18 protein-coding genes are annotated in these 24,818 nt (G+C 70.8%); 14 read left to right on the forward strand and 4 right to left on the reverse strand.

What is annotated here, in order from left to right:
• Positions 1 to 52: 52 nt before the first annotated feature.
• On the reverse strand, positions 53 to 463 hold the full coding sequence (locus Pla133_RS15610) for a hypothetical protein (RefSeq protein ID WP_145066857.1): 411 nt from the start codon (positions 461 to 463) through the stop codon (positions 53 to 55).
• Positions 464 to 967: 504 nt separating this feature from the next.
• On the opposite strand from Pla133_RS15610, the gene modA reads away from it, so the two are divergent.
• From modA to Pla133_RS15630, 4 genes are all read left to right on the forward strand, one after another.
• Positions 968 to 1,714 carry a molybdate ABC transporter substrate-binding protein gene (gene modA / locus Pla133_RS15615; protein ID WP_145066860.1) on the forward strand — a complete coding sequence of 249 codons (747 nt, stop codon included), beginning with the start codon at positions 968 to 970 and terminating at the stop codon, positions 1,712 to 1,714.
• Positions 1,714 to 2,505 (forward strand): ABC transporter permease, encoded by a 792-nt coding sequence (locus tag Pla133_RS15620; RefSeq protein WP_145066863.1) that lies wholly within the window; start codon positions 1,714 to 1,716, stop codon positions 2,503 to 2,505. Before modA ends, Pla133_RS15620 begins: the two co-directional genes overlap by 1 nt.
• Entirely contained in the window at positions 2,502 to 3,554 is a 1,053-nt protein-coding gene (locus Pla133_RS15625; RefSeq protein ID WP_145066865.1) for a sulfate/molybdate ABC transporter ATP-binding protein, read from the forward strand. The genes Pla133_RS15620 and Pla133_RS15625 overlap by 4 nt, the downstream gene beginning before the upstream one ends.
• Positions 3,555 to 3,624: 70 nt before the next feature.
• Positions 3,625 to 4,860: an ankyrin repeat domain-containing protein gene (locus Pla133_RS15630; RefSeq protein WP_145066867.1), complete on the forward strand. Its 1,236-nt coding sequence runs from the start codon at positions 3,625 to 3,627 to the stop codon at positions 4,858 to 4,860.
• Between the two features lie 61 nt (positions 4,861 to 4,921).
• Here Pla133_RS15630 and Pla133_RS15635 read toward each other — a convergent pair whose 3' ends face one another.
• On the reverse strand, positions 4,922 to 6,565 hold the full coding sequence (locus Pla133_RS15635) for a tetratricopeptide repeat protein (protein ID WP_419191580.1): 1,644 nt from the start codon (positions 6,563 to 6,565) through the stop codon (positions 4,922 to 4,924).
• A gap of 169 nt (positions 6,566 to 6,734) precedes the next feature.
• Positions 6,735 to 7,847, reverse strand: coding sequence for an alkene reductase (locus tag Pla133_RS15640; RefSeq protein ID WP_145066871.1), 1,113 nt, complete (start codon positions 7,845 to 7,847; stop codon positions 6,735 to 6,737).
• Positions 7,848 to 8,353: 506 nt separating this feature from the next.
• Here Pla133_RS15640 and Pla133_RS15645 point away from each other — a divergent pair.
• The 10 genes from Pla133_RS15645 to ppc all read left to right on the forward strand — a co-directional run bounded on the left by Pla133_RS15645 (position 8,354) and on the right by ppc (position 22,654).
• A complete protein-coding gene (locus tag Pla133_RS15645) occupies positions 8,354 to 8,677 on the forward strand; it encodes an RNA recognition motif domain-containing protein (protein ID WP_145066873.1) in 324 nt (107 codons plus the stop codon).
• Positions 8,678 to 8,925: 248 nt separating this feature from the next.
• On the forward strand, positions 8,926 to 9,276 hold the full coding sequence (locus Pla133_RS15650; protein WP_145066876.1) for a hypothetical protein: 351 nt from the start codon (positions 8,926 to 8,928) through the stop codon (positions 9,274 to 9,276).
• A 266-nt stretch (positions 9,277 to 9,542) separates the two neighbouring features.
• Positions 9,543 to 12,158 carry a DEAD/DEAH box helicase gene (locus tag Pla133_RS15655; RefSeq protein WP_145066878.1) on the forward strand — a complete coding sequence of 872 codons (2,616 nt, stop codon included), beginning with the start codon at positions 9,543 to 9,545 and terminating at the stop codon, positions 12,156 to 12,158.
• Positions 12,159 to 12,357: 199 nt separating this feature from the next.
• A complete protein-coding gene (locus Pla133_RS15660) occupies positions 12,358 to 13,347 on the forward strand; it encodes an endonuclease/exonuclease/phosphatase family protein (RefSeq protein WP_145066880.1) in 990 nt (329 codons plus the stop codon).
• Positions 13,348 to 13,769: 422 nt separating this feature from the next.
• A complete protein-coding gene (locus Pla133_RS15665; RefSeq protein WP_145066882.1) occupies positions 13,770 to 16,517 on the forward strand; it encodes an outer membrane protein assembly factor BamB family protein in 2,748 nt (915 codons plus the stop codon).
• A gap of 147 nt (positions 16,518 to 16,664) precedes the next feature.
• Positions 16,665 to 17,006 carry an ArsR/SmtB family transcription factor gene (locus Pla133_RS15670; RefSeq protein WP_419191581.1) on the forward strand — a complete coding sequence of 114 codons (342 nt, stop codon included), beginning with the start codon at positions 16,665 to 16,667 and terminating at the stop codon, positions 17,004 to 17,006.
• Complete coding sequence (locus Pla133_RS15675; RefSeq protein WP_145066886.1) at positions 16,996 to 17,538, forward strand: SRPBCC domain-containing protein; 543 nt, start codon at positions 16,996 to 16,998, stop codon at positions 17,536 to 17,538. The genes Pla133_RS15670 and Pla133_RS15675 overlap by 11 nt, the downstream gene beginning before the upstream one ends.
• A 30-nt stretch (positions 17,539 to 17,568) precedes the next feature.
• The gene (locus tag Pla133_RS15680; protein ID WP_145066888.1) at positions 17,569 to 18,132 is read left to right on the forward strand and encodes a DUF4287 domain-containing protein; all 564 of its coding nucleotides are present in this window, start codon (positions 17,569 to 17,571) and stop codon (positions 18,130 to 18,132) included.
• A gap of 161 nt (positions 18,133 to 18,293) precedes the next feature.
• The gene (locus Pla133_RS15685; RefSeq protein WP_145066890.1) at positions 18,294 to 19,694 is read left to right on the forward strand and encodes an Ig-like domain-containing protein; all 1,401 of its coding nucleotides are present in this window, start codon (positions 18,294 to 18,296) and stop codon (positions 19,692 to 19,694) included.
• 233 nt (positions 19,695 to 19,927) lie between these two features.
• Positions 19,928 to 22,654, forward strand: a complete 2,727-nt coding sequence (gene ppc / locus Pla133_RS15690) for a phosphoenolpyruvate carboxylase (protein WP_145066892.1) — start codon at positions 19,928 to 19,930, stop codon at positions 22,652 to 22,654.
• Between the two features lie 17 nt (positions 22,655 to 22,671).
• Here the strand turns inward: ppc and Pla133_RS15695 are convergent, their stop codons facing one another.
• Positions 22,672 to 24,801: a hypothetical protein gene (locus tag Pla133_RS15695; RefSeq protein WP_145066894.1), complete on the reverse strand. Its 2,130-nt coding sequence runs from the start codon at positions 24,799 to 24,801 to the stop codon at positions 22,672 to 22,674.
• Positions 24,802 to 24,818: the final 17 nt, after the last annotated feature.

Here is a 24,818-nt window from a genome sequence, read left to right on the forward strand (position 1 = left end):
CGGCACGCCCGTCGCCGCGGCGGTGGATCGCCTCGCGCGCCGTGTGGTTCCGTCAGCTTCGACCGTGCGCGGGCAACGATCGATCGCCCTCGTCATCCGATGCCGGCGAGCCCCCCGACCGCTGTTCGATCTGTGCTCGCAGCGACCGCGCGAAGTGCAAACCGGCGGCCTGCCACCCCACCAACGCGACGAAGATCAAGGGCAACAGGACCCCACTGATCCGCCCCACGACCACCAGCCAGTCGGGATAGTGATCCAGATGGCTGCCCGTGAGGGTGAGGCCGAGCAAGACGAGGTTCACGCACAGGATGAGGGTCAGCAGGGCCATGCGCCGGCCCCCGCTGGCGATCACCTCGTCGATGGCCTCTGACTCGCGCCCCTCGGCGCGCAGGGCCTTGGCGCGCCAGGTGGTGCCCTGCCCGCCACAGGCCCGGGCGACGGCTTCAAAGGTCGGGTCGTCCATGCAGAGAGTGTGCCCGACGACCCCTGAGACCGCCACACTCGAGCCCAGCACGAGTTCCTGTCGCCCGCCAGGGGATCTGCACCCCCTCGGGAAGTTCGCGTCGGACCCCGGAGCCACGCTCACAAAGCCAGCCAAAGCTGCCGTCCGAGGGTGCTCTCGCATCAACTAGCTCTGCCCCGCCGAATCGCTCTTCGCTCGAGGACACTGTCGGCGCGCCCGGGAGGGCGTAGGCGTTCGTACGGTGCCAGGCACAAAACCGCCGCCTACCGCAGAGACCGCGGCCGCCGTTGGCGGCCGCGGGCTCTGCGGTAGGCGGCGGTTTTGTGCCTGGCACCGTACGAACGCCTACGCCCTCCCGGTTCGAGGTCGGAGCGCTGCGCCTTGCCCGTCGCTGGTAGATCACCTAGAAACCTGGCATGGGTGAGCTCGAATGCGACTGGCCGCGCGCAACCAGGATCGTCGGGCGGGGCGCCGAGCTCTCCAGCGCCTGATCGCACCTCGTCGATGAGCCTGCCCACTCCCCTCGTACTGCTGCTCGCCCTGGTTGCCGCCTCCTGCGCCCGGGGCACGGCGGCAGACCACACCACCGTCGTCTTCGCCTCGGCATCGCTGGCCGCGCCGTTCGACGAGCTGGCCCGCGCCTTCGAGCGCGCGCAACCCGGCCACGAGGTCCGACTCAACACCGCCGGCACGCCGCAGCTCGTGCTGCAGGCTCGCGAGGGCGCACGGGTCGACGTCTTCGCCTCGGCCGATGCCCAGAGCCTCGTCAGCCTGCTCGGACCGCACGACGACGAGATCGATCCGATCGACTTCGCCCTGAACCGCATGGCGATCGCGGTTGCTGCTGGCAATCCCCGCGGGATCAAGGGGCTTTCGGACCTCGAGCGCGACGACCTGCTGGTGGCCCTGTGCGGTCCGGCCGTTCCCGCGGGGCGCTACGCGCGGAGCCTGCTCGAGGCCGCCGCGGTGCAGGTTCGCTCCTCCTCCGACGAGCCCAGTGTGCGCGCACTCGTGTCCAAGGTCGCCCTGGGTGAGTTGGACGCGGGCCTGGTCTACGCCAGCGACCTGGTCGGGACCGACGCAGCGGTCGAGGCGGTGACGATCCCGACGCCACAGAACGTCGTCGCGCGCTATCCGGTGGCGATCCTGGCCCGGGGCGAGCGCGAGGGGCGCGCCCGAGCCTTCGTGGACTTCCTGCTGTCGGAGGCGGGCGGCGCGATCCTCACGGCCCACGGCTTCGAGTTGCCGTGATGGACGCCCGCCGTCCCTCCGCGCGCTCGCTGCTGCTGGTCCCCGTGGGCCTGGCGGTGGCACTCTTGGCGCTCCCGCTGGTCGGCCTTCTGGCTCGTGCCCCCTGGAGCCGGCTCGCGGACAGGCTCGCGAGCGGCGCGGTGCTCGACGCCCTGCGCCTGTCGATCCTCAGCTCGACGGGCGCGGCCCTGGCCAGCCTGGTGCTCGGCCTGCCCCTCGCCCTGTGGCTCTCCCAGGGTCGCTCGCCCTGGCGCACGACCGTGCGCCTCTTGGTAGTCCTGCCGATGGTGCTGCCGCCGGTGGTCGGCGGCGTGGCGCTGCTGCTCGCCTTCGGGCGGGCCGGCGTCATCGGTGCGCCCTTGGAGCGGGTCTTCGGCCTCAGCTTGCCTTTCAGCGGAGCCGGGGTCGTCCTCGCGGCGACTTGGGTCTCCCTGCCGTTCTTCGTGCTGTCGGCCGAGGCCGGCTTGCGCGCCTTCGACCCGCGCTTCGCAGCCGCCGCCGCATCGCTCGGCGCTGGACCGTGGCGCACCTTCCGCACGGTCACCCTGCCGATGATCGCGCCGTCCCTGCGCGCCGGGCTGCTCTTGGCCTGGGCCCGCGCCCTGGGCGAGTTCGGTGCCACGATCACCTTCGCCGGCAACCTGGAGGGCACCACGCGCACCCTGCCCCTGGCGGTCTACACCGCCCTGGAAACCGCGCCGGAAGCGGCGATCGCCCTGAGCCTGTTGTTGGTGGCGATCTCGGCCCTGGTGCTGTTCCTGCTCCGCGATCGTTGGTTCCCCGTCGGATGAGCCTCGTCGCCGACTTCACCCTCGCGCGCGGCGACTTCGCGCTCGAGTTCGCGGCCACCGTCGAGCGCGGCGAGACCCTGGCCCTGGTCGGTCCCAACGGCGCCGGCAAGAGCTCGTGCCTGCAGGCTCTGGGCGGATTGATCCCGATCGACGCGGGCAGCGTCGAGCTCGACGGCAGACAACTGGAGCGTGGCGGATCGCGCCAGTCCCTGGCGCCCGACCAGCGCCGGGTGGGTTTCGTGTTTCAGGACCTGTTGCTGTTCCCGCACCTGAGCGTGGTCGAGAACGTGGCCTACGGCCCACGCTCGCGCGGGCTCGATCGGCGCAGTGCTCGCAGTCGAGCGACCGAGTGGCTCGAGCGGGTGGGCCTCTCCGAGTTCGCCGAACGACGCCCCGGCGAGCTCTCCGGTGGCCAGGCGCAACGGGTGGCCCTGGCCCGCGCCCTGGCCTGCGAACCCGCGCTGCTGCTGCTGGACGAACCTCTCTCGGCGGTGGACGCCAGCGCGCGGGCCGAGCTGCGCCGCGAGCTGCGCCAGCACCTCGACGCCTTCGATGGGGTGCGGTTGATCGTGGCCCACGACGCCATCGACGCCTTCGCCCTGGCCGATCGCGTGGCGGTGCTCGAGGGCGGGCGCGTGGTGCAGACGGGCACCACCCCGCAGATCTGTGGCCATCCCCGCTCGACCTACGTGGCCGACCTCGTCGGCTTGAACCTGTTCCGTGGCACGGCCAGCGCGGGGCACCTGAGCCTGCCCGGGGGCGCGGAGCTGGTGGTGGCCTCGGTGCCCGACGGGCCGACCCTGGCGGTGCTCCACCCGCGCGCCGTGGCCCTGTTCCGCGAGCGCCCACAGGGTTCTCCGCGCAACGTCTGGCGGTCCACCGTGGCGGCGGTCGAGCCGGCCATCGACCGCCTGCGGGTGCGCTTCGACGCGCCGGTGCCGCTGGTGGCCGAGGTGACCCACGGCGCGGCGCAGGAGCTGGGGCTCGGGCCGGGGGCCGCCCTGTGGATCGCGGTCAAGGCGACCGAGATCAGCGCCTACTCGGGCTGAGGCTGCGCGCCCGGCCGATTGGTCCGGCGGCACGGGGACCCTCTGCGCGCGCCCGGGCTATCGTGCCGCCATGGCCGAACTTCCGGAACCTGCACTCCAGGCCCTGATCGGCGCCGCCCTGCGCGGCCGCGCGCCCCAGGTCGAGACGCTGCTCGCGATGCACCCCGGCGCGGCGTCGCGAAACGTCCACGCCGCGGCGGTGCTCCTGGATGCCGAGGGGCTGGCGCTGCTGCTCGAGGCGGGTCCCGACTCGGCGCAGCGCGCGGGTCCCGGCGGCGCGACGCCCCTGGCCCTGGTGGGCGCCTCGCGCATGGAGGACGACCAGCGCGCGGCCGCCGCGGCCAAGGTCCTGCTCTCCGCCGGCGCCGACCCCAACGACGGACGGGCCCTCTTCGCGGCCCTCGAAGGCGAGCGCACGTCCCTGCTCGACGCGCTGATCGCCGGCGGCGGCGATCCGACCTCGAGCGACAACCCCCGGAGGGTGAGCCTCTTGCACTGGGCCGTCGACCTGTGCTGGAAGCCCGGTCCGGTCCGTCGACTGCTCGAGGGTGGCGCGAACCCCGATGCGCGCTGGGGCCCACTCGACGAGACGTTGCTGCACGTGGCCGTACGTCGCCGGCGGTTGGACGGCGTGCGGATGCTGGTCGAGTTCGGCGCGACGGTCGACGCCCCCACCAAGGGCGGCGACACGGCCTGGCGCCACGCGCTCCGACGCCCCTTCCCGGAGGTCGCCGAGTTCCTGGCGAGCCAGGGTGCGAGCACGCAGCTCCGGCCGGCGGACGAGTTGGCCGTGGCCCTGCTGCAGGTCGACCTCGGGCGCGCCGCCCATGTCGCCGACGCCCACCCGGACCTCGTCGCGAGCCTGAATGTCGAGGAGGCGCGGTTGCTCGGCGACCTGGCCGGCCAGGGCAAGCTGGCGGCGGTCGAGTTCCTGCTGGACCGCGGCGCGGACATCGAGGCGCGCGGCTTGGACGGCGGCACGCCCCTCGAACAGTGCGGCTGGTTCGCCCAGCCGGACGTGGCGCGGCTCTTGATCGCGCGCGGCGCCGACATCCACGCCAGCGGCTGTGACCACGAATCGACCCCACTGGGTTGGGCCGTGCACGGCTCGCGCTACTCGGGCGGCGCCGACGGCAATCAGGCCGCCTACCTCGAGCTGGTCGATCTGCTGCTCGATGCGGGTGCAACCGTGGACCTGCCGGGCGATCCTCCCAACGTCCCGGGCCAGCGCCTGTATCGCGACGCGACGGAGACGATCCGCGCGCGCCTGCGAGAGCGCGCGTTCCCCGACGGCGTGCCGCTCTGAGACGGGGGCGGACCCGCCGGGGAGCGAATCCCGGGCGGGCCCACACCGAACAGGCAGGCGCTCAGCCAGCCAGGTCCAAGCCCTTGCAGAAGCAGGAGCCGGGGATGACCACGTCCGAGCGTTTCCAGGCCGCGTCGAAGCGCTCCTGAACGCGGGCCGCCTCGGCCGTGCGCCCCTGGCCGCGCAGGCACTCGGCCAGGCCGTGCAAGGCCCAGCCGTTCTCCGGGTAGCGGCGCAGGTTCTCGCGGTAGACCGCTTCGGCCTCGACGTAGTGGCCCTGCTCGGTCAACAGCGCGCCCAGGGCGTGGCGCACCGGCTCCATCCAACCCCAGGGCTCGTCGTAATTGAGCCGTTCGTCGTAGGCGACGGCGTCGCGCAGGGACGCGAAGGCCTGGTCGTAGTCACCGCGGCGGTAGGCGATCTCGCCTTCCAGCACCCGGTCGGCGACCTCCAGCACGTTGGCCACGGGGTTCTGGAACAGGAAGCGCGACTCGGGCACGGCCGCGCGCGCAGCGCGGAAGGCGAGTTGCTCACGCTGCGCCTCTTCGACGCGGCCGAGCGACGCCAGCGCGACTCCGCGGGCGTAGCGCCACACGGCGCGGGCCGCCTGCCGATCCGCGGCGGGCTCGGGCTCCGCGAGCAGTTCCTCCCACAGGCCGAAGCGCACCATCACGTGGTACGGCGTCGCCGTGAAGACTTCGAACAGGTCGGGCATCTGCTCGATCAAGCTGTCGGGGATCTCCCGCACCAGTTGCCGCGCGTACTCGAGCGCCAGGTCGCGTCGCCCGTCCCACATCGCCCCGTAGGCGACGAAGTGGTAGTTGTGGATGCGGTAGGCCGTGTAGAGGTTCTCGCGGCCAGCGAAGTCGGCGTAGGCGTCGTCGACCTCCACCGCGCGCAGGTTGACGCGCACGACGTCGTCGTAGCGCCCGGTCCAGGTGTAGATGTGGCTGGGCATGTGGACCAGGTGACCGAGGCCCGGGGTGAGCGACTCGAGCGAGCGGGCCGCGGGGATGGCACGCCCGACCTCGGGGCCGGCTTCCATGGCGTGGATATAGAGATGGCACAGGGCCGGGTGGTCGGGCCAACGCTGTAGGCCCTGCTCGAGCACCGGACGGATCCGAGCCAGCTCCGGCGCCGGCTCGCCCTCGTGCGACCAAAGGGCCCAGGGGCGCAGCTGCATCAGCGCTTCGGCCGTGAGCGCCGCCACCTCGGGATCGTCAGGGTAGGCGCCGTGCACGGTCTCCATGGCCTCGGCGTACGCGGCCTCGAGCTCAGCTCGGTCCTGCGGCGCGGGCCAGGTGAAGCGCTTCGACATGGCGTCGATCAGGGCGCGCTCCACCGCGGTGGCGGAGTCCGCCAGCTCGACCGCCCGCGCGATGGCGTCGAAGGCGGCGTGGCTGGCCTCGTCGGACATGAACGGGCTGTTGTAGTTGGTGCCCTGGGCGTAGGCCTGGCCCCACCAGGCCATCGCGCACTCGGGATCGGCGTCGACCGCCTGGCGGAAGCACGCCAGGGCCTCCTCGTGGTTGAAGCCGAAGCACAGCCCCAGCCCGCGGTCGAACCACAGCTGGGCCTCGGGCGAGTCGGTGGACACCGTGCGATGCACGACCCCCACGTCGTAGTAGAGCGGCGCGCTGGCCTCGAAGCGCGGGCTGTTGCAAGCGGCCAGGGCGAGGGCGGAACAGAGCAGGAAGAGTCTCATCGGCGGGCACCGTGCGGTCGGGTTCGGGGTGATGTGAGGTCGAGCCTCACCACCCATGGCGCAAAGCGCCATGGCCGGGTGCCACACAGGACTCGCCACGCGCCAAATTCCTCGCCGGAGCGGCCGTCACAGGCCAGGGCCTGGCCTGCGACGGCTCCACCCGAGTCGGTCAGGCGCTGACTTCTTCCCGGTACACCGGGTAGTCCGTGTAGCCCGTGGCCGGGTCCTCGCTGAGGTACCAGGTCGAGGGATCGGACTCCGCCAGGGGCAAGCCCAGTTCGAGGCGTTGCACCAGATCGGGGTTGGCGATGAAGGGGCGACCGAAGGCGATCAGATCGGCGGCGCCGCTGTCCACCGCCGCCTCCGCCTGCTCCAGGTCGTAGCCGCAATTGCCCATCAGGGTCCCGTGGAAGACGCCGCGGAAGTCCTTCAGGGTCAACGGCTCGCCGAGACCGTGGAAGCCGAAGGCCAGCCCGTCCATGACGTGCAGGTACGCCAGGCCGAAACGATCCAGCTGGCCCGCCGCGTAGAGGAAGGTCTCGCGGAAGTCCGGCGACCCCATGTCGTTGAACACGCCGTTCGGCGACAGGCGCACACCCACGCGGCCCGCCGGGAAGACCTGGGTCACGGCCTCGACGACCTCGCGCAGCAGGCGGTAGCGGTTCTCGAGGCTGCCGCCGTAGGCGTCCGTGCGGTGGTTCGTGCGCGACTGGAGGAACTCGTCCAACAGGTACCCGTTGGCCGAATGCACCTCGACGCCGTCGAAGCCCGCAGCGAGGGCGCGACGGGCCGCGGACACGTAGTCGGCCACGATGCCCGGCAGCTCCTCCTGCTCCAGCGCGCGGGGCGTTTCGTGGGGTTGCTTGCCTAGCGGTGTGTGCACGCCCTCGCCCTCCATGCGGATGGCCGAGGGCGCGACCGGCAACTCGCCGGCGTGGAAGCTCGAGTGGGAAGCACGGCCGGTATGCCAGAGCTGGAGGAAGATGCGGCCGCCACGGGCGTGGACGGCATCGACCACCTGTCGCCAAGCTTGCCCCTGCTCGTCGGTGTAGATGCCGGGCGAACCGACCCAACCGTTGCCCTGGGCCGAGACGGTGGTGGCTTCGGTCAGGACCAGTCCGGCGCCCGATCGTTGGGCGTAGTACTCCGCCATGACCGGGTTGGCGAGGCGCTCGGACCCCGCCCGGCCGCGGGTCATGGGCGCCAGGACGATGCGATTCGAGAGCGGAAGGTCGCCCAGGGTCACGGAACCAAAAAGAGCGCGGTCGGGGTTGGAGGTCATGGGCGAGAGTCGGTCGGGGGTCGCGTGGTGTGGGCAGTCGGAACGTCCGACCGGACAGGCTTCTAGACCGATCGGTCTCGATCGAAAGGGGGAATCCGGGGTTCCGGGTAGCGTCACGGGGCCCAGGGGGCGGTTCGGGCTCGCGACCGGCGGTCCGGAGCGGTGCCAATTCCGGCTCGGGGGCGGCCATCGCTCGGCGAGATTCAGGTCCCACACGACCCGCTGAGGAGTCACTCCCGGGGGCCGCGACACGCCCGGGACATGGAAGCGGCCGACAGGAAGAATGGACTTCCGGTGGATCAAACTTCCAGGGCATCGGAATCCGGGGCTCCTGGGCGCTATGATCTCCGCTCGATCCGAATTCTCCCGATCGGTTGCCAACGCAGCCGCCGGAAGCGTTCGGGTCATGTCCCGCCCGCCTGCCCCGCCCGCTCCGAGTCTCGGGTCGTCCGGTCAGCCGAGCACTTCAGTACCACGACCCTCAGACCGAGCAACAGAACCTGACCATGGGTAAGCGACTTTTTGTCGGCAACCTGTCCTGGGATACCACCGAGGACGACCTGCGCGCGGCTTTCGAAGCCGGCGGACGCACTGTCACCGACTGCCATATCGTCTCCGACCGTGAGACCGGCCGCCCCCGCGGCTTCGCCTTCGTCGAGATGGGCAACGACCAAGAGGCCCAATCGGCCATCGAAGAAATGGACGGCCAGAACCTTGACGGCCGCGACCTCCGCGTCAACGAGGCGCAAGAGCGTCAGTCCCGCGGTGGCGGGGGTGGCGGCGGCGGCGGTGGCCGTGGTGGCGGAGGCGGCGGCGGCGGCCGCTGGTAGGACTGCTCCAGTAGCCCTGATCGGCTAGGACTACTTCGGTAGCCCCATTCGGCCAGGACCACTTCAGCAGCCCGGTTCCAGCAGCCCCGACGCCAACAACCGGGTCGACTCACCGTATTCGATCCGGTTGTTCGCCCGAGAAGACGATTGTGCGCGGCCCCGCTCCAACTGGAAGGGCCGGGCCGACCACAACCAGAGCGGGATCCAGTCGACTCGGATGGATCCCACCCGAACAACCGGGCCGGTCGATGCCTTCGCAATCTGCGAGTGCATCCCATGACCGGCCCGGTCCAAGATCCGCACCTCGCCCGCGCGGCCCTTGCTCGCTTCACCTCTCCGACCGCGTTGCGACGTGGTCCCGCCTTCCTTACGAGGTCAAAGTCATCGGAAAGAAACCCGGACAATCCGTCGAGAAGCGTCGACGGGAACGTGAGAAGCACCTGAAGCGTCAGGACAAGGCTGCTCGCAGACGCGACTACAAGGAAGAGAAGGAGCGTCGCAAGGAAGCGGGCGAAGAAGAGGTCATCATCAACCCGCTCGACGTGCACCTCGACACGGACATTCCGATCGAGGAGCCCGGGAACCTCGTCGACGACTGAGCGCGCCCGCTGATCAGGGCGATGAAGACAGAGTGAGCACGCTGCTCGGCGGCTCGCCGGCCCCCTCCGGACCGGACCGTAGTTCCGAGCAGGCAGAGATTCCGAGGTAGATTCAGGGCAGCGTATGCGCTGCCCTATGGCCGTCCGACGGTCCCGTGCGGGATCCGGAGCCAGGCCCGAGGTTGTGGATCGGGAGGGGCGCCACTACGCTAGTTCGCCCTTTTGTCCGGAAGAGCCCGGACTCGCTCCCCGACCAAGGCCTCTCCGTGACCGAACCGATCCTGGACCCCCGTATCGCTGAACCCCTGCGCGCTGCCCTGCTGCGGCGCGGGTTCGACTCCCTGACGACGGTCCAGGAGGCAGCCTTGCAGGCTTGCGGTGAGAACCGCGATCTGCAGATCTCCTCCCAGACCGGGTCCGGCAAGACCGTGGCCTTGGGTCTGGTGGCAGCGCCCGTACTGCTGGCCTCGCCCGACGCTCCCTTCCCCCCGGTCATCGAGCCTGAACCGGATGCCGGTTCGGACGTTTTCTCCGAGACGGAGGGGACTCCGGAGGCGTCTGAGCTGGCTGCGGTCCAGTCCGAGGCAGCCGATGCCGAAGCGGCGACGTCCGATGAAATCGGCGAGCGTGCGGACGACGATTCGGTCGACGGGGCGATCGAGCCGGCAGCCGAGGTCGATGCAGACAGCGAGAACTCCAACGAACAGGAGCTGGCGGCGTCCCAAGCACCGGCCCAGCGCCAGGACGACGCGCCCCGCAAGTCCTCGCGTCCCCGCGGACCCCAGGTCCTGGTCATCGTCCCCACCCGCGAGTTGGCGGCTCAGGTCCGCAGCGAGCTCGAGTGGCTCTACGCCGACGTCCCCGGCGTGACCCTCGACTGCGTCACGGGCGGCACCAACCTCTGGCGCGAGCGCGAGCGCCTGCGTCGCCCGCCGCGCGTCCTGGTCGGCACCCCCGGCCGCCTGCTCGACCACCTCACCAGCGAGGCCCTGGTCCTCGACCAGGTCTGCCACCTGATCCTCGACGAGGCCGACCAGATGCTCGACCTGGGCTTCCGCGAGGAGCTCGAGGCGATCATCGAGGCGACGCCGGACCATCGCCGCACCCACATGGTCTCGGCGACCCTGCCGGACGGCATTCGGCGCCTCGCCGAGCGCTACCAGCACAACCCACTGCACGTCGAAGGCACCCGCCTGGGCGTGGCCAACGCGGATATCGAGCACATCGCCTGCCGCGTCCACGAGCGCGACCGCTACTCGGCCCTGGTCAACCTGCTGCTCGTGTCGGGCACCGAGCGCACGCTCGTCTTCGTCAACACGCGGGTCGAGACCAGCGAGTTGGCCGAGAAGCTCTCCGACGACGGCTTCGCCGCCCTGCCCCTCAGCGGCGAGCTGGCCCAGGCCCAGCGCACGCGCACCTTGGCCGCGTTCCGCTCCGGCGCCGTCCCGATCCTCGTCGCCACGGACGTGGCCGCGCGCGGCCTGGACGTGCCCGAGGTCGCGACGGTCGTGCACACCGCCCCCTGCCGCGACGCCGAGGTCTACACCCACCGCAGCGGTCGCACCGGCCGCGCCGGCAAGAAGGGCGTGAGCATCTCGATGGTCCCCCACCGCCGTCAGAAGCGGATGGAGTTCCTGCTGCGCGATGCGGGCATCGACGTCGAATGGCGTCCGATCCCCAGCGCCGACGACGTGCGCCGCGTGGTCGAGGAGCGCGCCCGCGAGGCCACCGCCAAGGCCCTGGCCGAGGCCCCGACGCCGACGGAAGAACAGCTCGTCGACGCGCGCGCCATGCTGGAAGACCGTGAGCCTGCCGAGCTGGTCGCGGTCCTCTTGCAGATGGCGCGTCCGTCCAAGTCACCGGACGCCCGCGACATCGGCCAGGCCGACAACGACTCGGACGACCGCGGAACCCTGCGCCCCCAGCGTCGCAACGACGGCCGCGCGCCGTTCCAGCGCGAGGACCGCCAGTCCTTCCAGCACGACGCCCACCGCGGCGCGCCCAAGGACACGGTCAGCTTCCGGATCAACTGGGGCTTCGCCGCCGGTGCCAATCCCAAGCGCCTCTTGGCCCACATCTGTCGCCGCGGTGATGTCCAGGGTCGCGAGGTCGGCGCCATCCGCTTGCAGGCCCACTTCAGCACCTTCGAGATCACTTCGGGCGCCGCCCAGGCCTTCGAAGGTCGCGCCCGCGAGCGCGACGAGCGCGATCCCCACCTCAAGATCCAGCGCGACTTCCCCAGCCGCCGCCCGGTCAACCGCGAGGAGCGCGTCGACCGCCCCGGCTTTGGTCGGGGTGAGGGCAACGAGCGCAGCGGCGGCTTCGATCGGCGCAACTACGGCGGCGGTGGCAATGGACGCCCCACGGGTGGCGGGTACCAGCGCGACGAGCGCCCCGCCGGCGGCGGTTACAAGCGCGCCGATCGCCCCACTGGCGGTGGCTACCAACGGTCCGATCGCCCGACGGGTGGCGGCTATCAGCGGGACGAGCGCCCCGCCGGTGGTGGTTACAAGCGCGCCGACCGCCCCACAGGCGGTGGCTACCAACGGTCCGATCGCCCGACGGGTGGCGGCTACCAGCGGGACGAGCGCCCCGCCGGCGGCGGGTACAAGCGCGCCGACCGGCCCACTGGCGGCGGCTACAAGCGGGAGGAGCGGCCCACTGGTGGCGGCTACCAGCGCAGCGAGCGTCCGGCCGGTGGCGGCGGCTACGTTCCGCCCTACAGGCGCCCCGAGATCGTCGGTCAGAGCGACGCCTCGACGAAGCCCGATGGCGATCAGCCCAAGAGCACGGGCTCGGCCCGTTACAACCACGACCAGTACCGAGGTGGAGGCAAGAACGGTTCGAACGACCGTTCGCGTCGATTTCTGGCCCGGGTCTAGACCCCGCTAGTCCCCAGGACGCCTCGCCTCGGGAGAGCACTTCGGGCCCGCGCCTCGGCGCGGGCCCGAAGTTCGTTCGGGGGGAGCTCGACTGTCGCTCGGGATCGCGAGGACGAGCACTGGTTGATAGAGCGTCTCGCCTGGGTCACAGCTGACTTCGACTCCGGCCCCCTTCGGCGAGTTTGGTTAGAACTCGGGGGTGCGGCGAGTCCTTCGATTCACCCTGGTGCTGGTCGTGGTGCTCAGCGTCTTTGCAACGTGGGCCCTGCGTGCGTCCGACACCTGCTCTGCCCTCGAACTCGCCAGCCACACTCGACCCGCCGTGGCCTACACGATGGCACTCCTGGGCTGCTTGCTCGCCCTGCGTCCGCGACGCTGGTCCGGACCGATCCTTCTCGCTTGCGCGCTCGTCATCGGCTGGCCGACCTTGAGGCTCAGCTGGGGCGCCGGGGCGCGAGCGCCCGATGCACTGCTCCTGCGGGTCGCGGCGGCCAACCTCCTGCTCGAATCCGACGCGCACCGAGCGCTCTTGGAGCTGGTGGATGCGAGCGACGCTCCGGACATCGTCTTCATCAGCGAAGGCAACCAGGCGACGCTCGCCAGCATCGACGCGCTCGGGTCGGCTTACCCCCATCAGCTCCTGTGGCCGGCGCGCGAGAGGTGGCACGTGCGCTCGATGGGCGACGCGATCCTGTCCAAGCGACCGTTCGTCGATCAGATGGTCCACGAGGATGGTGCGATCTTGCAGGTGGCTGTCGAGCACGACGGCGACGTGGTCACGATCCTGGGCGCCCACCCCATGCGCCCGGGGCGACCGATCGACATCGCCCGCCGCAACCGCACCCTAGACCGCCTCGCCGAGCTCGCCGAGCCCTTGGACCATGTCGTCGTGCTCGGCGACCTCAACGTCACCGAGGGCTCGCGCAGCTATGCGCGTCTGCTCCGCGGCGGCAACCTGCGCGACAGCCGACGGGGCTTCGGGCGACAGCCCACTTGGCTGATCGACGATCGCTTCGTTTCATCCGATCAGCGCTGGCTGGCGCGCCTCGTCCCGGCAATGCCCCTGGACCACGTGTTGCTCGGCGACGGACTCGTCTGCACGGAGCGCCATGTCGGCCCCGACATCGGGTCGGACCACCTACCGGTTTTCGCGACCCTGGCTCGCAGGGCCGGGTTCGCGGCGCGCTGAGCCCGCTCGCTTGCGCTCCGCGGCGCGCTGCCGCGCACGATCCGCGCCTGGGTGCCGTGGGGTCGCAGTCTGCGGAATCCGGTAACTGGCGGGAGCTGGCGCCCTAACTTGGGCAGGGCGCGCACCCCGGCGCGCCCGCGCTTCTCGCTCGGTACCCCATGGGCAGTCAGCACTCCGCAGCGGAGCCGTGACTTGCGCCGCCGAGCCACGATTTTCACCCGTCATCAATGCTTCAAACGCCTCTGCTCCCCGCCCTGCTCCTCTCCGCCCTGCTTCCCACGCAGGAGATCTCGACCGGAGCGGCGGTCGACTGATCGACCCCGGTCGACGCACTCGACAGTCCGTCGCTCGGTGTCTGTGCTCTATCTCTCAGCGCCACGACCTCCTTCTCGGTCGTATGCCCCGTCGACCAGTCCGCGTGGTTGGTCGCCAAGGACCGCTCGACCGGCGTCGAACTCTGGAAGCGCCAACTCGTGACGTCGCAGGAGAGCCACCCAAAAGGCCAAGCGTTCGTGGACGTGTCCCCGGCGGGTGATCGCGTGGTCGCCTTGATCGAGCCCAAGATCGGTGCCAGCCCCTTCCCCAGGGTCACGTCCTTCGACGCCGCGACCGGCAGCCTGAACTACGAGTTCACGATCACGCCGTCGTCCGGATTCACCAACGTCGATCCGAAGGGCTTGGCCCTCTCCCAGAACTTCGACTACCTGACCTACAGCGAGAACGATCCGGCCTTCCAGGTCAATGGAGGCGGCGTCCTGGCCATCAACCCGACCACCGGAGCGACGGCTTGGTCGGCGTTGACGGATCGTCCGTCGGGCTCCCTGTCGCTGGACAATCAGCGCCTGTACGTGGGTTCGAACCAGCCCTCGGCGGGTGGTCAGACCACGACCTCGACGGTCACGGCCCTGGCGCTCGCGACGGGCCAGGTTCTCTGGCAGACGCCGGGCCCCCAGTCGACCGTGTACGCCGTCGACGCCTACGGCGCGTCGGGGATCGTGGCGGCGTCCTTCGGTACCAGCGGTGACCTGCTCGCAATGAATGCGAGCACCGGAGCGGTCCTGCGCGCGATGCAAACGGGCAACCCGACCTACCAAGTCCTGGTCGACCCGGCCGGGGCGCGGATCCACGCGCCCGTCTTGGGCCCGCTATCCCCCACCGGCCTCTCGAAGCCGCTCTCGGTAGCGTCCTTCGGCCTCTCCGGCGCCGCGGACTGGTCGGCCCCGTTCCTGACGCCCTGGGGCACCGCCAGCGATAACGATGTGGCCCCGGACGGGATCCAGGATCAGATCCTCGCCAGGGATGCGGTCACCGGCGCGTTGGTCGTAGCGGGGAGCGCACCCGGCAACCAGGTGGTCAAGAGCTTCCACCTGCGCCAACTCGATCCCTCGAATGGCTCGACCGTGGCTACCGCGACCGTCGACCTCACCGGAAAACAGGGGCCGCAGGGCGGAGCGCGCATCGCGGTGGCCGGATCGCGGGTGACGCTCCTCGGCTGGGGCTACCTCTCGCCCAACGAGTCCAAGGGAGTGCTGGCCGAGTTCGGCCTGCCCGGTCTGGTCTTGCAGTCCTCCTCCGTGATCGCCCTCCTGATCGAGACGGCCGATCGTGCTGGCTCTCTGTCGCTCTCGCCAGACGGCTCGATCCTCCTGACCACCAGCTCGACGCTCCTCGACGTCTTCGTGACCGCCGTCGACGCGGTGACGGGCGGCATCCTGTGGGGCCCCATGGCCGCTTCGACCGACGTCCTCCAGCAGGGCAAGTCCCGCGCGGTTATCAGCGGGAACGGCCAGGCGGCTGCGGTCGGGGCCGGGCTGAACCTGGGCGGCACCTTGGCACTCACGGGCCTGGTGCCCCAGACGGCCGCCGTGCTCTGGAAGGCCTCCGTGCCCCAGTGGAACAGCAACGCCTCCAGCATCGTCGAGGCCGGCGTCGATCGGTTCTTCACCGCGACGGACGACTCGATGGACACTTCGCTGGTCCGAGCCCTGGACGCGGCGACCGGAGCGACCCTCTGGAGCAGGTCGTTGGACTTCTCACCGGGCGGTGAAGAGGACGCAGTGGCGATCTTGGCGGGCCAGCCGGTCGTGGTCGCCGGCCAGGCCTACCTTGGATCGGACGTCCAGCCCTACCTGAGTGGATTCCATCCGGGGGACGGCTCCGACGCTTGGACCGCCGTCTTCACGCCCCCGGCCGGCAAGCAGCTCGGCTCGACCCTCGGCCTCGCCCGCAACCAGAGCACCATCGCCTCGGTGGTGCGACTGGACTCGGACCGCAGCCTGCTGATCGGGTTCGCCAGCGCCAACGGCGTCCAGCAGTGGTCGCAAGAACTCGAGTCGATCAGCATCGACGTCGCCGTGGCCTCGGCGCCGGACGGTTCGGCATTCGTCGTCGCAGGGACTCCATTCGGCAGCCAACTCCAGACCTCGTCCGTCGTCGAGGCAATCGACGCCGCCACGGGGACCGAGCTGTGGACTCGGGCGCTCGACTCTCTCATCGACCTGAACGGCCCCCACGACCTCACCATCGACGGCGAGTCGTCCACCGTCTACGTCTCCGCGAGTGTCAGGATTTCGCCGGGCATCTTGGGTTCCGCCGTCTTCGCGCTCGACCTGGCGACCGGCGACGAACTCTGGCGGGCAACCTACCCGACGAGCCAATTCGGCGGCGGCACCACGCCGCTCCAGGTCGCGCTCGATTCGAAGGCTTTGTTCGTGGCGACGACCGATGCCAGCTCCCAGGACATTTCGGTGGACGTGACGCGTTACCAGGTGCCGCGCCTGACCGCGAACCCGAGCGCGATCTCCCTGTCCTCGGGCGGGGTCCAGCGGCTCGACCTGCGCGGGGGCTCGGCCTTCGCCGGCACCTTCCACGCCCTCGCTGGAAGCGCCACCGGCACCGCGCCGGGGATCCCCCTGGACGGCCTGGTGCTGCCCCTGGTCTTCGACGCCTACACGCTGCTGCCGATCCAACTCGAGGGCGGAGGCGTGTTCTCCGGCGGCGCCGGCGTGCTGGATTCGAAGGGTCTGGCCCAGGCGACGATCAGCCTGCCGGCGGGCACCGATCCCGCCCTCGCTGGAGTGACCCTGTTCCACGCCTGGCTCGGAATCGACCTGACCCTGTTCGGGGTTTCGATCACCAGCAATCCGACCGAGCTGCTGCTGGCGAACTGACCCGCTCCCAGCCACGCCGGGTCCGGTCCTCGATGACCTGGCCGCGCCCCCATGCCGGGCGGCCCCACCCAGGGCCGCCCGGCTCGCGTTCGGAGCTCCCTCGGCACCTTGACAGGCCCGACCCGACAGGTAACATTTTGGTTACCCATGGACGTCGACCCCCACAGCCTCGTCTTCGGCGCGCTCTCCAGCGCCACCCGTCGGCGGATCCTCGACGTCCTCAAGGCGCAGCCCGGGTGCAGCGTGAACGACGTGGCGAGCCACTTCGAGATGTCGCGCATCGCCGTGATGAAGCACCTGAAAGTGCTCGAGGGGGCGGGCCTGGTGCTCTCCCGCAAGGAAGGGCGCCGCAGGGTGCTGCACTTCAACCCCGTACCGATCCAGGAGATCTACGACCGGTGGACAACCGAATTCAGCAAGCACTGGGCCGCGCGCATGACGCGGGTGAAGTACGTCGTCGAGGCGCAGGGGGACTCCGATGAGCGCTGACGAAGCAGGCACCAGCCCCGCCGCCGTGACCATGGAGACCGAGGTCTTCGAGGTCATGATCCGCGGCTCGATCGAAGCCGTGTGGCGCGAGATCACCAAGACCGACGAGCTGCAGGGGGCGATCTTCAACGCGCGCATGCACACCGACGGCCTGAAGCCCGGCGGCCAGATCCGCATGCGCACGGCCAGCGGGGCCTACACCAGCGTGGTCGGCCACGTGCTCGAGTTCGACCCGCCGCGACGCTTCGTCCACACCATGGCGTTCACTACCCAGGACGATCCCGAGAGCACGGTGGAGTACGACCTGGAGCAGCAGGGCGACCAGGTGCGCTTCCGGCTGACCGTGACCATGCCCGCCGGCACCAAGTCGGCCAAGCAGATGCGCCAGGGCGGCACGATGATCGTGAACACCCTCAAGCGCATCGTCGAGACCGGTCGGCCCTCCCTGGGCATCCGCCTGCTGTACCGCCTGTTCACGCTGCTCGAGGGCATCTCGCCCAAGCGCTGCCGCAGCGAGAACTGGCCCCTCTGACCCCCCCACCCCTATTCGAGGACGAGACCGATGGCGAAGTCCCCCGACGAGATGGCCGCGACCATGGTCGCGAACCTGAAGGAGAAGACCGGCAAGACCCTGCCCCAGTGGTTGAAGGTCGCCGCGTCGAGCGGTGCCTCCAAGCACGGCGAGCTGGTCAAGCACCTCAAGAGTGACCACGGCATGACCCACGGTTTTGCCAACCTGGTCGCCCACGAGCACTTCAAGTCCGCCGCGGCCAGCAGCGACGCGGGCGACCTGGTCGAGGCCCAGTACTCGGGCAAGAAGGCCGACCTGCGCCCGATCTACGACAAGCTGCTGACCCTGCTCACCAAGCTCGGCGCCGACGTGGAGGTCGCGCCCAAGAAGGCCTACGTGAGCTTCAGGCGCTCGAAGCAGTTCGCGATCGTGCAGCCCTCGACGGCCACGCGCGTGGACCTCGGGATCAACCTGAAGGGCGTGCCGCCCAGTGGCCGTCTCGAGGCATCCGGCAGCTTCAACGCCATGGTCAGCCACCGCGTCCGGATCGAGTCCGCCAAGGACGTCGACGCCGAGCTGAAGGCCTGGCTCACCCAGGCCTACCGGGCCTCCTGACGGCCCGGGTGGCAGTCCCGGTGCGCCTCGTCGGCGGGAGCCCAGGGCTCCTGGCCGACGGGCAACGACCCGCAATCGCCCGACCGACGCCCGCCGGCGCCAGTCCGGGTGGATGAACCCCTTGTCATGTTCGGGTCCAAGAGCAGACCTAGGCTCCGGTGATGGACTCTGCCCAGCCCCGCCACCTCCTGGCCCTGCTCTCTGGCGCTCTACTCCTCGGCGCGCTGCTGACCGCCCCCGCCGCGGCCATCCCCCTGGGATCCGGCGGGGCGCCGGTCGCCGCGCCCGACTTCTACACCACCGCCACCGGCGACAACCTGAGCGTCGACGCGCCCGGCGTCCTGTCGAACGACAGCGACCCCGAGAATGACACCCTCACCGCCGTGAAGATCAGCTCGGCCGGCGCCAGCGGCAACCTGATCCTCTACTCGGACGGCTCGCTGGAGTACGAGGTCGCGACCGGCTTCGTGGGTACGGACACCTTCACCTACGTCGCCAACGACGGGACCCAGAACAGCGCGCCGGCGACGATCAGCTTCGAGGTCACCGGCGGCAGCGTCTTCGGACCGACGACCTACACCAACCAGAACGCCTTCCTGGCGGCGATCAACGCCCAGGGTTGGACCGTCGAACAGGAGAGCTTCGAATCGCCCGTCTGGCCGCGCACCCCGGCCACGGCGGCGAGCGTGACCAACCTGGACGTCACCTGGACCGGCAACAACGGGACCAGCCAGGTCACGACCGGAACCGGACCGGCGATCTTCGGTCAGTACGGCTTCTTCCAACTGCCCCACGGCAGCTACACCACCGGCACCGGCTGCAACACGCCCGGCAACTGCACCGACGGCTGGATCGCCACCTCCGACACGGGCAAGTTCCGGGCCGCCGGCATCTGGATCCACTGCAACGCCGGCACGGCCGGGATCGAGGCCATCCTCGACGGCACGCACGTGGACTTCCAGGGCGCGGGCCTCCCGGCCGGCTCGACGGGCTTCTTCGGCGTCATCGACGCGAGTGGCTTCCAGACTTTCGAGATCCACGAGACCGAGGGCAAGGCCGAGGACGCGTCCTACATCTTCGCGGACCTGTTCAGCTTCGCCCGCGCGCCCGAGCCGCTCGCCATCCCCTACGGCTGTGGCGTGAACCCGGCCGGTAGCCTCACGATCCTGTCCGGCGCGCCGGTGCTGGGCACGTCGATCGAGCTCGGCATCGACAACCCCCTCGCGACCCAGTCGGCCGGCTCCCTGCCGCTGCTTGGCATCGCCGCGGCGCCTGCGCCCGGCTTCCCCTGCGGGCTGGTGCTGCCGGGCCTGGGCATGGGTGGGGCCGGCGCTCCGGGCGAGGTGCTGATCGACATCGGACCGGCTGGCGGTCTGCTCACCCTCTACGGTTCTGCCTGGACTGGCACCGGCAGCCCCGCGTCGATCAGCGCGGCGATCCCGGCGGACAGCGCCCTCGTCGGCTTGTCGGTCTACGCCCAGGGTCTATTGCTCGACCTGGCCCCCGGCGCAGGTGTGCCCCTGGGTCTGACCGAGGCCCTGCAACTGCGCTTGGGTCTGTAGCGGTAGCCGCGATCGGCGCCAGGTTCCGCGGGGCCGGTTCAACCGATCGATGACACCAGGTCGGGGGCGCGGGATCGAGCTGTCGACAAGCCACGGCGCCTCGCGGCCACGACCCCGATCACGCCCGACGAAGCCAGTCGGATGACGCCGACCTGCGCTATCGCGGGGACTTTGCACCGCGGATTGAAGAGCGGGACCATCGGACCCGCTCTCCGGCGCGGCAGGATGGCGCCATGGATCCCCGAATCGAGGGCGCTGGCGTGCGCTTCGACGCCAAGGACCGCCCCCTGCGGCGGGAGGTGGCGCGCTTGGGCGCCCTCTTGGGCGAGTTGCTGCGCGAGCTGGCGCCGCCGGGCGTCTACGAGACCGTCGAGGCCGCGCGACTCGCGGCGCGCCGACGGCGCCGCGGGGACGCGAGCGCGGGCGCCGAGCTGGAATCGCTCTTGGGGGCCCAAGACCCGGCCACCGCGCTCGAGGTGGTGCGCGCGTTCAGCGCCTACTTCGGCGTGGTCAACACCGCTGAGCAGACCCATCGCCTCAGGCGCCGCATGGACTACCTCACAGCCGGCATCGCCCAGCCCGGCAGCCTGCGCGCGACGGCCCTCGAGCTGCGGCGCCGCGGCACGACCCTGGAGCAGGTGCGCGAGGCCCTGGCCACGGTAGTCGTCGAGCCGGTGTTCACCGCCCACCCGACCGAGTCGGTGCGTCGCACGCTGCTGCGCAAGGACCAGCGCCTGGCCCAGGCCCTGGTCGAGCGATTCGGCGAGGCCACCCTCGATCCTGTCGCCCTGGAATCGCTCGAACAGCGCATCGCGCTCGAGATCGCCGCGGCCTGGCAGACCGACGAGCAACTCCCCGGGCGCCCCACCGTCGCCGACGAGGTGGAGCATGTGCTGTTCTTCCTCTCCGACGTGCTCTACCGGGTGATTCCCGCCTTGCACGAGGAGCTCGAGCGGGCCCTGGCCCTGGCCTACGGCGGCGAGGTGCCGGTGGTTCGACCGGTGGTGCGCTTCGGCTCCTGGGTCGGCGGCGACATGGACGGCAATCCGGCTGTCGGCGCCGACACCATCCGCGCGGCACTGGCCCGCCATCTGGAGCTCGTCCTGCGGCGCTACCGCGAAGAGCTCAAGGGCCTGCATGAGCACCTGTCCCAGTCGACCTCGCGGGTCGACGTCGACGATGCCCTGCTCGAGCGAGTGCGCGAGTACGAGGCGCTCTTGCCCGACGCGGCCGCGCGCATCCCCGAGAGCTACTTCGATCTGCCCTACCGCCGGATGCTGTGGCTGATGGACGCGCGCCTCGCGGCCAAGGGTGAGGGCGACGAGCGCGGCTACGGCCCGCCCGACGACTTCCGCGCGGACCTGGCGTTGATCGCGGGCAGTCTCGAACGACACCACGGCGCCCGCGCCGGGCTGGCCCTGGTGCGCCGCGCCCTGTGGCGCGTCGACGTGTTCGGCTTTCACCTGGCGACCCTGGACGTGCGCCAGGACGCGGCCGTGCACCGGCGGGTCGTCGGCGCGGTGCTCGGCGATGGTGAGTACGAGGGTCGCGACGTCCACGAGCGCACCGCGCGCCTCGCCGCCGCCCTGGCCGGCCCTGCCCCCGCGCCGCCTTCTGACCCCCAGCCCGAGAGCGCGGCGACCCTCGAGGTCTTCCGCGCCCTGGCCGAGGCCCGCACGCGTTACGGCCCGCGCGCCATCGGGCCCTTCGTCGTGTCCATGGCCCAGGGTGCCGACGACGCCCTGGCAGTCCTGCTGTTGGCCCGCGTCGGCGGTTGCGAGCTCGAGGGCTCGCGCGTGCCCCTGGACATCGCCCCGCTGTTCGAGACGGTCGACGACCTGGAACGCGGCCCCGACGTGCTGCGCGCCCTGTGCGCCGACGCGACCTACGCCGCACACCTGGACGGTCGCGGGCGCAGGCAGGTGGTCATGCTGGGCTACTCCGACAGCAACAAGGACGGCGGCATCGTGGCCTCGCGCGTGGCCCTCGACCGCGCCCAGGAACGCCTGGTCGAGGCAGCGGCGGAGCTGCGGCTGGAGTTGGTGCTGTTCCACGGCCGCGGCGGCTCGGTCAGTCGCGGCGGCTCCAAGCCGCGCGCCGCCCTGCTCGCCGCCCCACCCGGCGCCCTGGCCGGGCATGCGCGCTCCACCGAGCAAGGCGAGATCATCGGCGCCAAGTTCGGCCTGCGCGGGATCGCCACGCGCACCCTCGAGTTGACCCTGGGCGCCCTCCTCGAGCGCACCGCCGGCGGCGACCCGGCCCAGCCGGCAACCGACGAGCAGCGCGCGATCGCGGCCACCCTGGGCCAGGCCAGCCGCGCCTGCTACCGCGCCCTGGTCCACGACGAGCCCGACTTCATCGCGCTGTTCGAGGCCATGACGCCGCTCGACGTGATCACGCGCTTGCAGATCGGCTCGCGCCCGGCGCGGCGGCGCTCGATGCGCGGCGTCCAGGACCTGCGGGCGATCCCGTGGGTCTTCGCCTGGACCCAATGTCGCTTGGTCCTTCCCGGTTGGTACGGCGTGGGTACCGGCCTGGAAGCCGCGATCGCCGAGCACGGGCTCGACACCGTGCGCCGCGCGGCCGAACAGTGGCCCTTCCTGACGATGCTGCTCAGCGACGTCGAGATGGTCCTGGCCAAGAGCGACCTGGGTATCGCCGCGCGCTACGCCGAGCTGGCGGGCGACGTGGGCACGGCCCTGTTCCCGCGCCTGCGTGCCGAGCACGAGCGTTCGGTGGCTCAGGTCCTGGAGCTCGGCGGCGCGCGCGAGTTGCTCGAACGCGACCCGACGCTCCAACGCTCGATCCGCCTTCGCAACCCCTATGTGGACCCCATGAGCTTCGTCCAGATCGACCTGCTGCGCCGCTGGCGGGCGGGCGGCCGCGAGGACGCCGGGCTCGAGCGGGTGTTGATCCAGACCGTGCGCGGCATCGCCCGTGGTCTGCGCAACACCGGCTGAGCCCGGCGCCCGTCCGCTCACTCCTCGATGTCGGTCACGGTTGTCGTGGCGAAGGGCGCCAGGCCGCCCGGGACGTAGTCGTTGCTGACCCAGGTCAACTCGTCCGTGACGATCGTCTGGGCCACGGCCTGCTGGTGGTTCGGGAAGGTCCCCATGGCGTAGTGCGTCGACGTACCTCCCGATCCAGCCGCGAGGTCCACCAGCGGGCTCGCGCCGGCCTTGACCAGCAGGAGGTCGCTGTCGGAGTTGCCCGAGAAGCCACGCGAGTTGCCCACGGCGAGCAGCCCGCCGTCCGGCAGGGTCCGCACGCGGCTCAAGCTGTCGTAGAGCGGCGTGTCGTAGACGCCCACTTCGATCAGGGACTGCTCGGCGCCCAAGACCCAGATCCAGGCGTCCTCCTCCACCTGCTCGCTGCACTTGCCGACCATCGCGAAGCCGGCGCCCAGGGGCACGACGTCGTAGGCGCGATCGCGCACGGACATGCCGAAGACGGCGACTGTCCCCTGGAGCGCGCCGTGCAGGTACTCCTGGTCCGAAGCACCCGTGACCAGGTCGACGGTGCGAGTCCAGATCGTGAAGTCCGGGTCCGGCACCAAGGCCCCGATCGAGCGGTGGCCCATGACCAGCAGCTCGCCCGAATCGGTCTCGGTCACTGCCGTGGCGCGACGTACGTTCCCGCCCTGGTCGGGCACCACGCTGCTCCACACCCGTTGCCCCTCGGCGGAGACCTTGGTGACCAGCGCGCCGGGAGTGGCGCCACTCTCGTCGTAGCGGCCGACCATCACGAGCGCGCCGTCCGAGGTCAGGATCATGTCTGCGAAGGAATCGCCCAAGTAGCCGTAGCCGAACATCTTGACCCAGACCACCTGTCCCTGTGGGTCCACGCGCATCAGCGTGCGTCGATTGACGTTGCCGGCCACGGAGGTCGTTCCACCGAGCACGAAGTCGCCTTCCGGAAGGGTCACCACGCGCTCAGGGATGAACCAGCGCCAGTTGCCTTGCTCGTAGACCTCGACGCGCTTCGAGAAGCCGAACGACCCGCCGCCCGCGTAGTCGGCGAACCACACGCTGCTGCCGACGGCGCCGGCCAGCAGGGTCCCCGACGCGCTCGGCGTGCCGTCCGAGGGGCGCGCGCCGACCCAGTGCCAGGCATCGATTACCTGACCCTGGCGGTCGACCTCGACCACTCCCGTGTTGCTATCGACGCCGATCACCGTGGACCAGGGGTCGCCCGGACGAGGCAGCACGAAGGTCGCTTCGTCGTAGCCGCCGAGGTCGAGGGTCTGGGCCCAACGGGGATCGTCGAGTTGGCCCGCGTCGCCGATCGCACCACCGGCGTCGGCGCCGGCGAGGGGTAGGCTGGCCAAGAGCTGCGGCGGCACGAGGAAGCCCGCGGGCAGGCTGCCGAAGGCGGCGTAGACCGCCAGGTCGCCGTCGATGGACCACCAGGGGTCGGCTGCGGGCGCGACCTGTAGGGTCACCTCCGGACCGACCAGGAATGAAGGCGACGGCACCGGGATGCCCGCCACGGCCACCTGGAACTCGACCGCGGCGAAGGCCCCCACGGTGAAGCTCGCGGCCGCGCCGCCTGTGAGTTCCGGCTTCGAAGTCAGGAGTTGGTCCGGCTGCGGCAGGGCCACGTCGAAGGCGAGTCCGGGGTCGAACTCCATCGCCGCGGAGAAGGGCGCCTCGAAGGCGGCGTCGAAGTGGGTCTGCGCGCCGATGGACCCCGAGGCGCTCAGGGCACCGAGGAAGCGCAGGGAGACGGTGACGTCGACACCGCCGACGGGAACCGTCAGCAGTAGCAGGGGCGGCAGACCCGGGTCCGTGAGCCACAGCTCGTCCACGCTCGCGGCCAGGCCGGCGTCGACACTGAAGCTGGCCAGACCGGTCACCTCGCCGCCGGCCTCGAGCACGTGCTGGCAACTCGTCGACGGGTCCCAGCTCGAGCAGACGAAGGGCACCAGGTCGAGTCCGATCTGACCCGTGAGCCGCACCTGGTCGCCATCAGTGGCGGGGTCCCCGTCGGCGTCGTAGAGCACGAAATCGTCGTAGGGGATTCGAAAGCCCTCCAGGTCCTGAGCGGCGGCGGGGGCGGCGAGGAGCAGGGAGGCCAAGGCGGCGCGGGTCGTGAGGGTGCGGGGCATGTGATGACTCCGGAAGG

Origin of the sequence: Engelhardtia mirabilis (assembly GCF_007748095.1) — a bacterium.
Taxonomy (GTDB): Bacteria; Planctomycetota; UBA1135; order UBA1135.

What these genes read in the sequence shown, in the direction of transcription:
- Pla133_RS15610 (WP_145066857.1), bottom strand. Translation starts at nt 463, where the DNA reads ATGGACGACCCGACCTTTGAAGCCGTCGCCCGGGCCTGTGGCGGGCAG.
- modA (WP_145066860.1), top strand. Translation starts at nt 968, where the DNA reads ATGAGCCTGCCCACTCCCCTCGTACTGCTGCTCGCCCTGGTTGCCGCC.
- Pla133_RS15620 (WP_145066863.1), top strand. Translation starts at nt 1,714, where the DNA reads ATGGACGCCCGCCGTCCCTCCGCGCGCTCGCTGCTGCTGGTCCCCGTG.
- Pla133_RS15625 (WP_145066865.1), top strand. Translation starts at nt 2,502, where the DNA reads ATGAGCCTCGTCGCCGACTTCACCCTCGCGCGCGGCGACTTCGCGCTC.
- Pla133_RS15630 (WP_145066867.1), top strand. Translation starts at nt 3,625, where the DNA reads ATGGCCGAACTTCCGGAACCTGCACTCCAGGCCCTGATCGGCGCCGCC.
- Pla133_RS15635 (WP_419191580.1), bottom strand. Translation starts at nt 6,565, where the DNA reads ATGAGACTCTTCCTGCTCTGTTCCGCCCTCGCCCTGGCCGCTTGCAAC.
- Pla133_RS15640 (WP_145066871.1), bottom strand. Translation starts at nt 7,847, where the DNA reads ATGACCTCCAACCCCGACCGCGCTCTTTTTGGTTCCGTGACCCTGGGC.
- Pla133_RS15645 (WP_145066873.1), top strand. Translation starts at nt 8,354, where the DNA reads ATGGGTAAGCGACTTTTTGTCGGCAACCTGTCCTGGGATACCACCGAG.
- Pla133_RS15650 (WP_145066876.1), top strand. Translation starts at nt 8,926, where the DNA reads ATGCCTTCGCAATCTGCGAGTGCATCCCATGACCGGCCCGGTCCAAGA.
- Pla133_RS15670 (WP_419191581.1), top strand. Translation starts at nt 16,665, where the DNA reads ATGGACGTCGACCCCCACAGCCTCGTCTTCGGCGCGCTCTCCAGCGCC.
- Pla133_RS15675 (WP_145066886.1), top strand. Translation starts at nt 16,996, where the DNA reads ATGAGCGCTGACGAAGCAGGCACCAGCCCCGCCGCCGTGACCATGGAG.
- Pla133_RS15680 (WP_145066888.1), top strand. Translation starts at nt 17,569, where the DNA reads ATGGCGAAGTCCCCCGACGAGATGGCCGCGACCATGGTCGCGAACCTG.
- Pla133_RS15685 (WP_145066890.1), top strand. Translation starts at nt 18,294, where the DNA reads ATGGACTCTGCCCAGCCCCGCCACCTCCTGGCCCTGCTCTCTGGCGCT.
- ppc (WP_145066892.1), top strand. Translation starts at nt 19,928, where the DNA reads ATGGATCCCCGAATCGAGGGCGCTGGCGTGCGCTTCGACGCCAAGGAC.
- Pla133_RS15695 (WP_145066894.1), bottom strand. Translation starts at nt 24,801, where the DNA reads ATGCCCCGCACCCTCACGACCCGCGCCGCCTTGGCCTCCCTGCTCCTC.